The sequence below is a fragment of the Pseudomonas sp. LABIM340 genome (assembly GCF_040017195.2).
In the GTDB taxonomy this organism is placed as follows: Bacteria; Pseudomonadota; Gammaproteobacteria; order Pseudomonadales; family Pseudomonadaceae; genus Pseudomonas.
Map to the genome: position 1 here is coordinate 1,031,636 of NZ_CM200227.1, position 14,742 is coordinate 1,046,377.

At 56.7% G+C, this 14,742-nt stretch carries 10 protein-coding genes; 8 read left to right on the forward strand and 2 right to left on the reverse strand.

Annotation, left to right across the window (positions count from 1 at the left end):
* Window position 1: 1 nt before the first annotated feature.
* From ABKS89_RS05070 to ABKS89_RS05085, 4 genes are read left to right on the forward strand one after another with little or no spacing between them, the layout of a single operon-like run.
* Window positions 2-925 (forward strand): toprim domain-containing protein, encoded by a 924-nt coding sequence (locus ABKS89_RS05070; RefSeq protein WP_348588107.1) that lies wholly within the window; start codon window positions 2-4, stop codon window positions 923-925.
* Entirely contained in the window at window positions 922-2,466 is a 1,545-nt protein-coding gene (locus ABKS89_RS05075) for a DUF3631 domain-containing protein (protein WP_348588106.1), read from the forward strand. The genes ABKS89_RS05070 and ABKS89_RS05075 overlap by 4 nt, the downstream gene beginning before the upstream one ends.
* The gene (locus tag ABKS89_RS05080; RefSeq protein WP_348588105.1) at window positions 2,466-2,759 is read left to right on the forward strand and encodes a hypothetical protein; all 294 of its coding nucleotides are present in this window, start codon (window positions 2,466-2,468) and stop codon (window positions 2,757-2,759) included. Before ABKS89_RS05075 ends, ABKS89_RS05080 begins: the two co-directional genes overlap by 1 nt.
* Window positions 2,760-2,814: 55 nt before the next feature.
* Entirely contained in the window at window positions 2,815-3,711 is an 897-nt protein-coding gene (locus ABKS89_RS05085) for a coiled-coil domain-containing protein (protein WP_348588104.1), read from the forward strand.
* Between the two features lie 82 nt (window positions 3,712-3,793).
* Here ABKS89_RS05085 and ABKS89_RS05090 read toward each other — a convergent pair whose 3' ends face one another.
* Window positions 3,794-4,264 (reverse strand): YlcI/YnfO family protein, encoded by a 471-nt coding sequence (locus tag ABKS89_RS05090; RefSeq protein WP_348588103.1) that lies wholly within the window; start codon window positions 4,262-4,264, stop codon window positions 3,794-3,796.
* A 646-nt stretch (window positions 4,265-4,910) separates the two neighbouring features.
* Here ABKS89_RS05090 and ABKS89_RS05095 point away from each other — a divergent pair.
* The 3 genes from ABKS89_RS05095 (at window position 4,911) to ABKS89_RS05105 (ending at window position 12,758) form a co-directional block, all read left to right on the forward strand.
* On the forward strand, window positions 4,911-6,515 hold the full coding sequence (locus tag ABKS89_RS05095) for an ATP-dependent nuclease (protein ID WP_348588102.1): 1,605 nt from the start codon (window positions 4,911-4,913) through the stop codon (window positions 6,513-6,515).
* Window positions 6,516-7,962: 1,447 nt separating this feature from the next.
* A complete protein-coding gene (locus ABKS89_RS05100; RefSeq protein ID WP_348588101.1) occupies window positions 7,963-8,487 on the forward strand; it encodes a hypothetical protein in 525 nt (174 codons plus the stop codon).
* 407 nt (window positions 8,488-8,894) lie between these two features.
* Window positions 8,895-12,758: a hypothetical protein gene (locus ABKS89_RS05105; RefSeq protein ID WP_348588100.1), complete on the forward strand. Its 3,864-nt coding sequence runs from the start codon at window positions 8,895-8,897 to the stop codon at window positions 12,756-12,758.
* Between the two features lie 404 nt (window positions 12,759-13,162).
* On the opposite strand, the gene ABKS89_RS05110 is transcribed toward ABKS89_RS05105, so the two are convergent.
* Window positions 13,163-13,570, reverse strand: a complete 408-nt coding sequence (locus ABKS89_RS05110; protein WP_348588099.1) for a hypothetical protein — start codon at window positions 13,568-13,570, stop codon at window positions 13,163-13,165.
* Between the two features lie 435 nt (window positions 13,571-14,005).
* On the opposite strand from ABKS89_RS05110, the gene ABKS89_RS05115 reads away from it, so the two are divergent.
* Window positions 14,006-14,560, forward strand: a complete 555-nt coding sequence (locus ABKS89_RS05115) for a hypothetical protein (protein WP_348588098.1) — start codon at window positions 14,006-14,008, stop codon at window positions 14,558-14,560.
* Window positions 14,561-14,742: the final 182 nt, after the last annotated feature.

Consider the following 14,742-nt stretch of genomic DNA (forward strand, 5'->3'; position numbering starts at 1 on the left):
CATGACGACTTTTCAACAGCGCCGCGCAGCGCTGACGGGATCGGCTTGCCTGCAGAAAGTGGAACACGCTTTCCGTGAGGCGCTGCAGGGCATCTTCGGGCAGTTGGATTGGCTGCCTGAAGGCGACGGAAGCATTCACCGCTTCCACGTGCCCGGTGATCGTGTCGGCAGCCGCAATGGCTGGTACGTGCTGTTTGTGGATGGGGTAGCGGCTGGCGCTTTCGGTACATGGAAGAGCGCCCAGGTACATCACTGGAGCAGCGCCGGCGAACTGTCCGCCACTGAACTTGAGGAAAGCCGGCAGCGGATCGAACAGGCCCGCGCCCAGCGTCAGGCAGAACAGCTACAACGCCAGCAGGCCGCGGCAGAGCTTTCCCACCGCTGGTGGGAAAGTGCCCGTCGCGCAGATCCCGCTCACGCCTACTTGGCCAGCAAGCACATCCGCCCCTACGCGCTGCGGCAACGAGCCGGTGAACTACTCGTGCCGCTCTATCACTCGGGAGAGCTGGTCAACCTGCAGCGCATCAGCACCACCGGCCACAAGCGCTTCCTCTACGGAGGACGCGTGACCGGCTGCTATTCGCCTCTCGGCAATATCAGCTCCGGCAAGCCGCTGTACATCTGCGAAGGCTGGGCAACCGGCGCGACCATCCACGAGACCTCAGGCATGGCCGTCGTCTGCGCGATGAACGCCGGCAACCTAGTGCCCGTGGCGCTAGCGCTCAAGGCCCGTTACGGCGACCAAGTTCAGTTGGTGATTGCCGGTGACGACGATCGCAACACACCCGGCAACCCGGGGCGCACTGCGGCTACTGCGGCAGCACTCGCCGCCGGCGCGCTGGTGACGTTCCCCGACTGGCCCGACGACGCTCCGCCATCGCTCACCGACTTCAACGATCTGCACGTGTGGAGGGCTGGCGCATGAGTAGCCCGATCACTCTGAAGGCCAAGAGCCCGATCCAGGAAGCCATCCACAACTTGTCCGAAGACGCTGGCGCCTTGTACGCGCCGGCCGTGCTCGAGGAGTTGCGCTCGATGCGCAGCAAAGACCCCGCAGCCTTCGCCCGCCTGCGCATCCAGGTGAAGGAAACCAAGATGCTGAGCATGGCGGAGTTCGATCGCCTGACCGTCTCGGCCGAGTCGGAGGCAGGAGCTGCTGCAGGGCAAAGCATCTTCACTGACGTGGAGCCCTGGTCGAAGCCGGTAGATGGCGCCGAGCTACTGGATGACGTCACCCAGGCGCTCGCCCGCCACGTGATAGCTGAGAAGGAGACGCTGCGCGCTGCAGCACTGTGGGCCACCTTCACCTGGTTGGTCGATGTGGTGCAGATAGCCCCCATCGCCAACATAACGGCTCCGGAGAAGCGCTGCGGTAAATCGGTCCTGCTCACCGCCCTGGGCAAGCTGGTCAACCGCCCGCTGCAGGTGTCGAATATCGGGCCGGCAGCGCTGTTCCGCTCCATCGAACTGTGGTCGCCCACGCTGCTGATCGATGAGGTGGACGCCTTCCTTGCTGCACACGAAGACGCCCGCGGCATCCTCAATGCTGGCTTCACTCGAGATAGCGCAGTGGTCATCCGCTGCGTGGGTGATGACCATATACCCACCCCGTTCAACGTGTGGGGCGCGAAGGCTCTCTGTGGCATCGGCCGCATCGCTGACACGCTGGCCGATCGGAGCGTGCCGCTGCGCCTGCGCCGTCGCACACCCGGCGAAAGCGTGGAGAACCTGCGCCACTCCGACCCGGCACTGTGGGAGCAATTGCGCTCTCGGCTGGCACGCTTCGCCCTCGACTACTCAGAGGCGATCGGCAAGGCTCGCCCGAAGCCCATCGAAGGGTTGAACGATCGCGCCAACGACTCCTGGGAGCCGCTCCTGGCGATTGCTGACCAGGCCGGCGCTCACTGGCCGAAGTCGGCACGCACTGCCGCAATTGCATTGCATGGTCTGGAGGGTGATGCACCCAGTGTTGGCGTCGAGTTGCTGGGTGACGTGAAGGCTGCATTCGATGCCAAGAAGGCTACGAAGCTGTTCAGCGCCGAGTTGCTCGAATACCTCATTGCGGATGAGGAGGCGCCCTGGTCGACGTGGAACAGAGGTAAGGCAATGTCGCCCCGTCAGCTCTCCGCGAAGCTGGCTGATTTCGGGGTGAAGTCGGGCACCGTCCGTGTCGGCATCATGACCAAAAAAGGCTACTCCCTCGAGCAGTTCCGTGACGCTTTCGGTCGATACCTTTCCCCTAGTACCCCCATCACAAGCGTCACATCGGCACAAGCCAGTAACGGCGCGGCTTACAGCCAATCTGAAAGCGTCACACAGCCCCCGTCCGTGACGGATAAAAAACAGCTGAAAGCCACGGCTGGCGCGGGTTGTGACGATGTTACGGATAAAACACCCCCTGCAAGGAAAGGGGCAGGCAAGGCAAAGGCGACTTCCCACGACGAAACCGACCGGGAGGAGTTCTGATGTCTGCCCTCGACTTCCTCACCGAACGTGGTTTCGCCGCCCGCATCAGTGGCAACAAGGTCAGCATTTCACCTGGTAGCCGGCTCACCGAAGAGGTCCGCCAATACGTCCGCCGGCACCGCCTCGAGCTGCTCGCCGAACTGGGCTCGATGGATGGCAAAACGCGCCGCATGCACTGGGCGATCACGCTGGGCGGCAAACCGCTCTGCACGATGATCACGCCGCCCCTGACACTCGAAGAGGCACTGATCGAAGCGCGCTGGCGCTGGCCCGGTGCCGAGATCACTGAGTAACACCAACCCTGCGCTGGCCGCAGGGCTGGCGCTTACTTCGACCCATGGAGGTCATATGAAAGCTGCAACCCGTAAACACCTGCTGTCCAACCGCACTGAACAACTGCTCCAACAGCGGGATGATTACCTGGAAGAGATCGAGCAACTGGAGGCACGAGTCCCCGGCCTGGAAACCAAGCTGGCGGAACTGCGAAAGAAGGTCGTGCGCACGACCTTGCATCACATCGACAACGGCAGCCACGAGGTGATGGAGGAGCTGTCGAATGCGAGGGCGCGCATCAATGCGCTGCGCGGCCACGTGCAGGAGACCGAGCGCAGCCTGGAGTTGGTCGAGAAAGCCGAATCGGCGGCGGTCGCCATTGCCCAGGCCATGGAGCAGATCAACACCGAGCAGCGCCTGCAGGCCTCGCTGCAAGCTCGAATCGAACAGGCAGCAACGCGAAGCCAGAGCATTGAAGAGGAAATTGCTGCAGCACAGTCCGCGGCGGAATCGGCAGAGCAAGCAGCCGGCCAGGCACTCGCCCAAGCGGAAGACGCCAAGGCCGAGAAAGCCGCACGCACGCAACTTGAGAAAGCTGTGGAGCTGGCGCTAGCGACCGAGGCCACCATCCGAGTGAAGCGCCGCACCATCGAGACCATGGAAACCGAAGTGGCCAACATGAAGCAGCAGGCCGCCGACTCCAGGCAGCGCGAACAGGTGGCCAAGGCTGCGCTGTCGGAGGCGCTGTGGAGCAAGTACGCCGAGGAGTGGAATGCTGCGGCCAAGACCTTGGCCGGCATCGGCGCTCACCTAGTCGCTGCTGATCGAATCAACGGCGGCTGGGGTGCACACCTGACGAAGCTGTACATCCCGCTGTTCGGCACACAGGACCGGGAGACGCTCACCCGCACCGAGGTGGTAGATGCATCCGACGAGGTTTCCCTAGGTGACCTGGTAAAAGGAGCAACCTGATTACTATGCCTTAAGGAGTAACCGTTGCCCCAAGAAGCACCGAAGCCCGGCATCAGAGCCGGGCTTCGGCTGTCTAGCGAGGTCAAGACTGCCTGATCTTTACGGTTTGCATGACCTCCTGCCACTTGGAGAACTCGGTGAAGTTTAGGTGGTAGCTATCGGTACCCGCATAAGGGATCGCCGGAAGATGGCGACTGATTACGATCAAGCTTCCCGTCTCATCGTTGAAACCAACAACCTGGTTACGGCCATAGATACCATCGAAGCAGTCAGGCGGCATTCCGAAGCGTTTCGTCCATATCTCACCTTTCTGGGCCCAGTTGGCCACTTCATGAGCATTTTTGTACGTTGCGGCTCTTTCAGCCTGGGTGTGCTGGAACGTTGAGTAGCTTGCTTCTTGAACCTGCTGCTCCAGCGGAATTGATCCCAACTCAACGGTGCGGAGGTACTGCTCAAGCGCTTTGGCCACGAGCTGATTCTTCGACATCCCCGTAGACATTGATACGTAGTCGAGAGAGTTTTCTATCTCGGTTGGCAGCCTTACTGAAAGCATGCGCATTTCCTTTTCATGTTGTCTATACATGTATTCGAAGTGAATACATGTGGTGACATTATGAGTTCTCTGTAATCAAGTCAAGATCCGCTGCATGAATCAAGGTGGGGGCCAACCAGATGGTCGGCCCGCCTGCGGCCCCTAAGATCAAGACAGCCGGAATGAGCCAGCCGAGCCGCGATCGAAATCCTCGAAGGTGTGGGCAGATTGCGAGAGCGGAATATTTCGCGGAGGGGACCCTAGCCATTCCCCCGCCCCCACGGGGGAGGCGTCGAGCCGCGCGGTAAGGCAGAAAATTTCGATTTTTCGGATGCTCCACCACAGGTCTCTGCATGAATCGTTGAAAGCCATGCAATCTGTGGGCTGCAGCGCTTTTCAGTCGGTGCGCAGGGTGAGCATTTGGCCGTGCGCACATGTACAGCTAGGGATAGTGGAAGAACCGTCTACAGGCCCCGTACTGCGTGGCTTTCAGCAGTTTTCGATATGACGCGGGGTTGTACATCGCATCTAGGACGTGCTGAGGGCCTCATTGGTGTCGCAAGTGAGGTACCCCTCGGATCAGATCCCGGAAAACAGGCGGGGAGGCAAATCGCCACTAACCGTCTACCTTTTCCCTGTCTTGATCTGAAAAGCGCACGGAGGCGTCATGAAGATTTCAAAGGTAGTAATAGAAAATTTCCGCTCAATTGAACACATCGAAGTAGACACCACAGACTTCAACATAGTCATCGGCCAAAACAATACGGGAAAGACAAATTTCTTCGAAGCGATTAATTGGTTTTATACCGGGTCAGGAAGTCTCGCTGATCTTAAGCATAAGCAGGAGAATGATAGAGAGATTGTTGTAAGTCTTGAATTTTCTGACGCTCAGCATGGTGCAGAAAATATGCTGAACGAGGGAAATAAAGCCAAGATACAAGCAGTCTTGAATGGTTCGAACTCCATAAAAATCACTCGTCGAAGCAGTGACCCTAAAAAACGGACTGTGGAGGTGGGTGGGGCGGCAACGAAAAATCCTACTGGGTTTGATACGGCGCTAAATGATTTTCTTCCAAAGTTTGAGTACATTCATACCCGTCAATACTTTGAGGATATGGCAAAGTACAGCCAGAAGAGTGCAGTGGGGATAATGCTTTCTTCGGTGATCGAAGAAATACTTAAGGACGACCCGAAGTACCTAGCATTCCGCAGTACATTTGAAGAGCTGTTTAACTCGGAAGACTCCGCAGTGAGCGGGCACTTTAAGGGATTGGGCGAATCTGTAAGAAAACATCTGGAGAAACAATTTGCGGAATGCTCAAAAGTCTACTTTGAGGTGCTTTCTCCAGAGTTTAGCGATCTACTAAAAAAATTTGAAACTGTAGTCGATGATGGTGTTGAGACATATGCCACCGCAAAAGGGGATGGCATGCAGCGAGCACTTATGCTTGCGATCATTCAAGCTTATGCGGATTACCGAAAAGCACGAGACGATGCAGGGAAGTCGTTCTTGTTTTTCATTGATGAAGCCGAACTACATCTTCACCCTACAGCGCAGCGAAAGTTAAAAACCGTACTCCTAGAATTAAGCGAAAGCCTGGATCAAGTCTTTATCAGCACACACTCATCGGTATTTGTCGCGGACACCGCGCCTTCCCAGAGCGTTTTTAAAGCCGAAAAGATAGAGTGTAGGACGGAAATATTTAAAACTGACGAAGCCGACAAGCCATATATTGTTTATGAGCTTCTCGGAGGAAGTCCAGCCGACCTTTTACTTCCTAGGAATTTTTTGATAGTTGAAGGCCCGAGTGAGCTCGAACTTCTGACCAGAGTTATTAGAAGGCATTACCCTCATGCTCCAGCCATTCAGATAATCTCCGCAGAGGGAGATACTCACCAGGCCAAAAGGTCTATCAATGCCATAATGAAGGCCTATTCACCCATGGGGAATAGTATCTACAACGAACGAACCACAATTCTTTGTGACAAGCCAACCCCTAAGGCGCAGGCCGGATTTGACCAGTTTGCCGAGTCGCATAAGGCCTTGTTTGATAGAGGTCAGATTCACATCTTGCCTCATGGGAGCTTAGAAGAATGCTATCCAGCCGGCTCCGGCTGGCAAAAAACTGAGGACGAAGTTAAAGGTATGACTGGCCATCAAAAGAAGCAACTGGCCAAGCTTGCTGGCGACCAAATTTCGAAGGAGTCTTTCGAGACAGACATGGCCGCGCTACTCGATGTTCTCAATTGCTCTTGGCAGCGTGCGTATTGAGTAGGAAGTTACACCTTAAAAACATGGAGGCTCAGCATGAAGCACCGATACGCTATTTCTTTAAGCGCATTTCTTCTGCTGGTGCATTCAGCATCTAAAGCAGATGAGCCTCTCCCTCCACTCTTAGTAAAGTCAGGAGAGACAAAGATTATCTCGGCCCAGCGCTACGAGTTCTCGAAGGTGGAAATTCAGAAGGACGCGAGGCTTGTGGTGAAATCTGGGGCCGCGATGCTCCATCTTGTCGTTAAGGGGCCAGTGAAGCTCTATGGAGTGATCGAAGCCAGGTCTTTCAATTCGGATGAGCGACAAGTCGCCCTCGCTATTGCCGGACAGCAAACTCCACTGCAACTTGAGTTTCGCAATACAAACCGAGGAGGAAATGGAGGGCACGGTGGAGCGGGGGCAGTGAATGTTGGAGGTCAAGGCGCAGTCGGTAACAGCGACGCAGGCGGCGGCGGTGGTGGTGGAGGCGGGCGTGAGCTGAGGCCGCTGAAAGACTACCTAGGAAAGCCTGCAAGCGGGGAAGTTGGTGGCGGTTGGGCTGGCGGAGGGTGTGGTGCTATGGGCGGCAACGGAGCGCGTCGGAGCGTAAACGGAAATGGTGGCATCGTGTTTCTTGAGGTTGCCGGCGACTTCGATGGTTCCGGGGGAACGATCGATGTACGAGGAGATATTGGCCCTCGAGGTTCTGATGGAGGTCTGCCGCAGTTTCCCCCGATGGCAGGGGCCGGGTGCATCGGTGGAGGTGGCGGCGGCGGCGGTGGAGCTCCAGGAGGTCAAGGAGGCTATGTCGTGGCATATGTAGATGGATCAATAGCAGCTTACCCGGCGACTGAAACCGCTGGAGGTGATGGTGGAGATGGCGGGGCAGCGAAGCAAGAAGGAGATCGTTCAGGTAGCCAGGGGACGAAGGGGCAGCGCGGCGCTAGCGGTCGAGCCTTTTGGTTTAAAAGGCCATAAGCCTCAAGGGCTCTCGGCCTGGCATGGATCAGATGTGAGCCATCGACTTCCTCAGCTTGAGGAAGTCGATGCTGGCACCCGGTTGCCACAATTTGTGGAGACCCCAGGCCGCCCCGGGTGATGCCGATGACGTGGCTAAAGTCGCCCGGGGGCCCCTAGGGAAACTGGAAGCGCTGAGGGTAATTCGAGCCCCGGTTTCCCGCTATGTACGAGACTTTTCCTAAGTTGGTTGTTGTTTCGTCGTTCACCTGAAACCCTGCAACGGTGAGGCCTGCAGGCGATCAAAACACCAACCTAGGCCGTGAATACCCCAACTGCCTTCCCCTCTCCCGTCCAGTGACCGTAATCACTCGGAAGCTGCCTGTCATTGGCAGCAGCTATCGGCCAGAAACGCCCCCTCGGGAGGGGCTGTTGCCTAGTGATGAGCAGTAGTAGCCTACTAAAGGCGGGTCATGGACAGGCTGCTTAGATGTCATAGGAGTGATCGATGAACAATGCAGAACATGTCTACCAGCGTATTGGAGAGTTTGCTGTCGCTTTTCAGTCCATTGAGAACAAACTTCGCGAGATCGGATGGTTCGTCATCGATCCGGAACGATTGAAATGGCCTCCTCCTGATCTGCGGAATCTAACCAATGAGAAGCTCGTGGACCGCGTTTATGAGCTTTTCCTGCAAGCTCTTCCAAAGTGCAAGCTGCCGAAGGGGTTAGAGGCCGATTTCAAGGAATCCTTTGCGACTGCTGCCAAGCACCTGCACCAACTTCGTAGAGATAGGAATCGAATACTTCATTCTGCATTCGTTGAGCTCAACTCCGGAGGAGAGGCTCAAGGGATTCTGCGTACTGGCTCCAGGCTTCAGGTGGATGAGGAGACAGGCGAACCTCTCTTTGATCAGGAACTGCTCACCACCGAGTCATTCGCCGATGAAATGGAAGCTATGGCAGAGTTATCCATGTTCTTGAATCGCGCCTATACGCAACTCATTCATCGATATCCCAATGGCGGAGCCTGAATCAATGAACGGCGATGCCCAGCGAGTAGGGCCACGCCGGATATCTCAAACGTCAGAGCGCTTTTTGGGATCGGAGCGGAGGTGTTCGAACGGCGACCTCTGGCCGTTCAACGTCAACTTGCTGATGATTGACCGCAGTAGCCGCTGTCAGCCAATACGGTGCTGACTCCCCTGCAGCGATCAACCCCACCATGAGCCCAGCCATTCTGCATACTCAGAGCGGTGCCATTGAATGTGCGGCCGTCTGGATTCAACATGGAAGCAATCTCTTAACCCAATTCGGGCCTCGCCCAATAGATGGGGCACTCAGATTGGATTACGTTTGCCGCAAGTCTGATGGCTCCGGTGGTGGCTAGCACTCCTAGCCGACCATGATGGGCGTAAGGACATCATACCGAGGACCGCGAATGGCTCTGCCAACTGACACCATAGGACCCTTTGACGTCAGAACCGACGACCTGATGCAGATCGCAGCCGGTCAAGCGGTTGAGCTGTTCCGTCAACTGTTGGTCATCGAGGCAGCAAAGCTCGGCCTACCGACCACGGGAGTGGATGTACCTGCGTCGATCAACGTAGCCGATGGCGGCATCGATGCGGATGTTGCGGGCATCGAAGGCAAATTGCTGCCCGCCGGACTGATCGAGGAAGGCCAGACCTGCTACCAGATCAAGACGGGCGATTTTTCAGCAACGAACCAGTCGGACATTCGATCGCTGCTGATACAGCCAAAATTTGCTGCAGGGAAGGATCTGCCGACCAAGGATCAGCTGCAGCCTCGGGTGCTGAGCTGTTTTGAGAACGGCGGAGCATTCGTTGTCGTGCTTTTCGGCACGGACCTCGTGGGTAAGACCGACGACTACGGCGAAAAGCAGATCAGTGACTTGATGGGAGCCATCGACCCTGCCTTCGCAAAAGTCACGGTCCGGATCATCCGAGCGAACCAGTTGTGCACGGCTATCAAGACACTGGCACCGGGCATCGCGAGACGTATCAGTCGAGTTCAGGGGTACGACAAAACCGACTTTTATGACCTGTCGTTCATGGCGGAGGCCTGCGAGCTCGAGATTGATTCCTATCAGTTGACGGATGATCTGAAGGCATTCGCCGAGGAGATTACGCGCGTAGCCGACAGCCTTGATGGCTTCAAGCATGTGCGCATCCTGGGGGACGCCGGGGCGGGCAAGACTCACCTGATGTATAGGGCGCTAGCGGCATGCCAGCGAGCAGGATGTGTCCTGTACTGCCCTGATCCTGAGCAAGCGATAAACAGCGGCCCCATGGAGGCCCTGAGGCAGATGGCACCGAATACTACCATCATCCTGGTGGCTGACGACTGCGACCTAGAAACGTCGCGCGAGCTGAGCGCGCTTTTCCGCAAGCGAGCAAGCAATATGCTACTCCTGACCGCCAACAACTTAGCCGATGGACCCAGTGCGCACGTCGATGTCCAACTGATCGAAATACCTAGGCTTTTGCAGCCGTTTCTGGCCGAGATCTTCAAGGGCTACGGGATCGTCGCGGACGAGGCGGAGTGGTTTGCCAGCCTATGCGAGGGCTCGCCTAGGGCCGCGCACCGGCTGGGTCAGTACATCAAGAACAATCCGACCCAACACTCGGCTGAGCATTTCGCGCATTTGGATGACCTGTGGAATGGCATAGTGTGCGCACCGTACAACATCGATTCCGTTGACGGGCAGGATCGACTCGCTGTTATTCGCACGATGGCATTGTTCCGCCAGATTGCATGGGAGACCGGCGATGGCGCTGAAGTCCAGGGCGCAGTCTTGAAGGCGGTTCAGCTCCTTGATTCCAACTTCTCGCGGTTGCGGTTGGTCCGCGCGGTCGAGGCGCTTCGCGAGCGCCGCGTTCTGCAGGGCCCGCGGACGTTGCTGATATCTCCGAAGCTCCTTCACGTCGCCATGTGGAAGAGTTGGTTCGAAAAGTATTCCCTCGCAATCGACGTGCTGGAACTCCGCGAAAACCTTGGGGTGCGTATGCAGCAGCACTTCGATGCAATGTTGATGTTTGCTAAGGAGTCTAAAGCGGCGACTGCCTGGGCCGACCGATTGCTCGGTGAGGGCGGTATGTTCGCGTCCCTTGCTGGCTTTGGTGCTGGCTCAGACGCCAGTCTTTTTTTCGCCATAGCGCAGGCTAAACCCAAGGCAGCCCTGCGCCGTTTCGTCGCTGCCTTGGGACGCGAAGATGTAGAAAAGCGCCGAGAGTTCTCTGGCGATGCGCGTCGAACGGCTATATGTCGGCTTGAGCAGCTCGCCGTGCCCGCCGAAACCTTCTTCGAGGCCGCCCAGTGCCTGCTGCTGTTAGCTGAGGCCGAGAATGAAAACTGGTCGAACAATGCCACCGGCACTTTCATCTCGCTATTCAGCCTCGGTCATGGTCAGCTCGCCGCGTCTGAGATGTCGCCAATCGACAAGCTCGACTACCTAAGGCACCTGTTGCAGAGCCCTGTGTCGTTCTATAGGGAAATTGCTGTGCAAGCGCTGAGCAAAAGCCTCGATCCGTTCATGAGCAGGCAGGTTATCGACGAAGTCATTGGGCTAGAACGGCTGCCCGACCGTTGGATGCCGGAAACCTGGGAGCAGTTATATGACGCCTACGCCGCGCACGTGTCGCTGCTCACGGAGTCGGTTGATTACCTGCCTCCTGCCGAAGGCCACAAAGCGGCGATCGGGATATTGGATCACTTCCGCAGCCTCGTACTGATCGTGCCGATTGCCAAGTCGATCCTCGCGTTCATGCGACGGGCGGCCCAGGTGCATGAGCTGCGTGATAAGTGCATCGAAGCCATCGTGGCAACGCTGCATTACGAACGGAAGGAGTTGTCCGCGGAAGTTTCATCTGAGCTAGAAGCGCTACGTGTGGAGCTCATCGAATCCTCTTTTTCGACCAAGCTGCATCGGCACGCTGGCATGAAGCTGATCGAGGACCACTTCAGCGCGGATGGTGAGTACACGGATGGCGCGAAGCCGGAACTGGTCCAACTTGCTGCGGCTGCCGTTGGAGATCCAGCACTGCTGCTGCCAGAACTCTCCTGGCTCGTCACGGATGATGCCAAGAATGGATATGAGTTTGGCGTGTTGTTGGGGCGCATGGATGACCTAAAACTATGGACGTCAATCTTGCACGCCTGGACCCGGGCGACCGAAAAGCGGTCAGACTTCTTCGTCGGGGGATATCTGGCCGCTGTTCATGACAAGAACGCTTTGCTCTGGGAGGGGATGGTCGAGAGCTTGCTGTCGAACGACGAGACTCGCCACTTGACTTTGGGCGTCGTCTGGCGGTCTGGAATTAGCGATCGCATCGCCAAACTTTTGCTCAACCTAGCCCAGCAAGGTGAGATCGACCCGAGGGGTTTCAGGCTATTCATCTATGGCGGGGTGGTGAACCAGCTGCAGCTGACCGTCTTCGAAGGCGTCATTGACCTATTGCTCGGAATCGATGACCTCGTTGCGTCCGATGCAGCACTGGATTTGATCGACTCCAGGCTACGTGGGCATCCGGAGGAAGGTGTCCTGCTGTCTGGCCGGATTGAGCAGAGCCTTGGTGCGCCGGCCTTCATCGAGGGACAGGAGCGCCAAAGCTATAACAACATGCTGCAGTATCGCTGGAACGAAGTCGCGAACCGTCTGCTCGAACTGGATGCCGATGCTGCGGCACGCCTAGCTGTGCGCTTGCTCGAAAACTTCGACGGCCGCACCAATATCACTGCGGGCTACCGCCCGGAACCGCTCAAGTTCCTGTCAAACGTCGCACAAGCAATGCCTACCGCCATCTGGCCTGTTATTGCACGCCGTCTGGAGGCGCCAAGGGACCGGGGTACCTGGCATCTGCTGAATTGGTTCCGTGGGGGGAGCTCAGTCCGGGGTGAAGGTATGGCAGGTATCGACTCGCTGCCATCACCCATGGTGTTCGAATGGGTCGATGTCGCTCCTGCAGACCGTGCTTGGCTCCTCGCAGCGCATTGCCCGACCATCGTTAGCAGTCCTGGGGACACGCCGAGCTTCGCTCGCCAGTTGCTGGAGCGTTACGCGCATATCGAGCAGGTTCGGAGCAGTCTGCATGCCAATAGTTTTTCGGGGTCATGGAGCGGTCCCGCGAGTGAGTACTACCGCGGGAAACTTGAGAGGGCCGAGGCGCTACTGGCCATTGAGACTAACTCGAATGTACGGATGTGGCTAAAGGAACACCGAGAGCGGCTCCAGGCTCATGTCGAGCACGAGCTTGAGCAAGAGTTGCGAGAGAGTGAGTACTGAGTGCCGATTGGCGGCTCGGCCATATCGCCTAACGGGGTAGAACCCCAATCAAAGCAATAGAAACGGGTTGCTGATGGTTTGCAGTAGCTGCGGCGCCTAACCCCAGTAATCGAGCGTGGCTCACGCCACCGGGGGCCCCTAGGGAATCTGGAATCGCTGAGGGTAATTCGAGCCCCGACTTCGGACTACATACCAGCTTTTCCTGGGCAAGCCGTTTCCGGTTCCGGTTTGAAGCGAAACCCGCGCCATGACTGGATGCGCAGCACTAAACCAACCGGAAACGGTTGCCTCAGTAAGCTGCTATCAATCAGGCGCGTCATAAAGCAGCGATGTGCTGCGAGCGAAAAATAGCCACTGATCTCGCAATCCAAATATTGCAGATCCGCCTCGCTATCTCCGTCTGGCTAGCTAGAAAGTCGTTCATCGGAAGGGCTTTCTTCATCCAGGTCTTGCTCATCGGTCTTCTTTCGCTTTTTCCCTTGAAGAAGCGTACCGATGACGATGCCAACACCAGCCATGCAAAAGATGAGGTACATCCCAAAGTTGAAGGCGTGAAGCAGCACCGCGACGATCTCTCTGCGAGTGACTGGCTCAACAGAGTCCCTGAACGCCACAACGTGGAAGTAAGAGTTCCATGAAATCAGCGCCGGGCCCACGACGATCGCAACCAACAAGATTGGGCGAAGCCCTTTACGTGCCAACGTTAGGATCTTGCGCAGCGAGTCTTTAAGGTCAGTTCGCCCTTCTCGGCTAATCGCGAAGTAGGCAAGAAAAAGCGCGATCAACGAGCAGGCTGGTGTGATGTATTCCATGACAGTTCGCTCCATTTTCGATCGTCCGATAGTAATGCGACTGACGTTACTCAGCCACGTCAGCGTCAGCAGCCAGAAGGTGCGTTTTGGCGGGACCGGCTTTACAACTCTGTATTAGATACCCTACCCGTCGTCTCGATTACACTGGCTGAACAATTCCACGGAAAGGGAGCTTGATGATGCAATTGCACGAGGCAGAAGAAGTAATAGAGGTCCAGACTGCGCATGCTGCCAATCAGAAGCTGGCAGAGGGATGGATCTTGTTGGCTGTGACAGCGACGGGGCCAGGTGGAGATACCCGCCCTTGGTACGTATTGGGCAGGCGGAAAAAAGCGACGGCTAGCACCACGAATCTTCGTGTCTGATCGCGACCTAAAGCCGGGCTGGGCGCGCTGCGGCGTGCTTTCTACTGTGTAACGCGCGAAGGAATGTTCCTTGCCTATCAAGAGCGTCTACATCGATAACAACGTCTGGGATTTTTTGTTCGCACGCCAAATGGATCTTAGCGTCGAGCTACCGGCTGACAGGTATTGCCTCTGCATGACCCGGGAGGCGGAGTTTGAGATTCCTCCGATCCCCGAGGAGAAGGCCGACCTGAAGCAGTTCATTCAGGAGGCAATACGAAGCTGCGTCAGAACTGTTCCGTTCTTTGGCTTCTTTGACGAGAGTCTCCCAACAGATGAGCAGCGACATGGCGGTTTTGACCAAGGTCGTTTCGCGAGTCTTGAGGAGTTGGACTTTATCAACCAGCAGCGAACGACGATTGGAAGCCGGAAGAAAGAGAAGACGAAGCTGTACCCCAACGAGGCCGACGTCTCGGTAGCAGCAAGGTCGTTTGAATCAATTGTATTGACGCTTGACCGGAAGAAGGGGCCGATCAATTCCGCATACCAACAGGGCGGCCAGATTGTCTTTCTCACGGAGTTTGACGGGAGCGGGCTTTCCTTGATGGAGTACGTTGAGGCGAAGATTGTGAGGCGTCAGCCCTAGATCGTTGGCTCGACAGCTTGTTGAGGGCATCGATTCAGGTTGGCTAGGGTGCTTGCAGGTTTAGGGGTACAGATAGGGGTATAGTTAGCCGATAGTTAGAATTTATCCGCTAATTGCCTGGCTTATAGAGTGTTATTCGATTCCTCTTACCGGCACCAGCTTCAACAAAAAGCCCCGCTTTC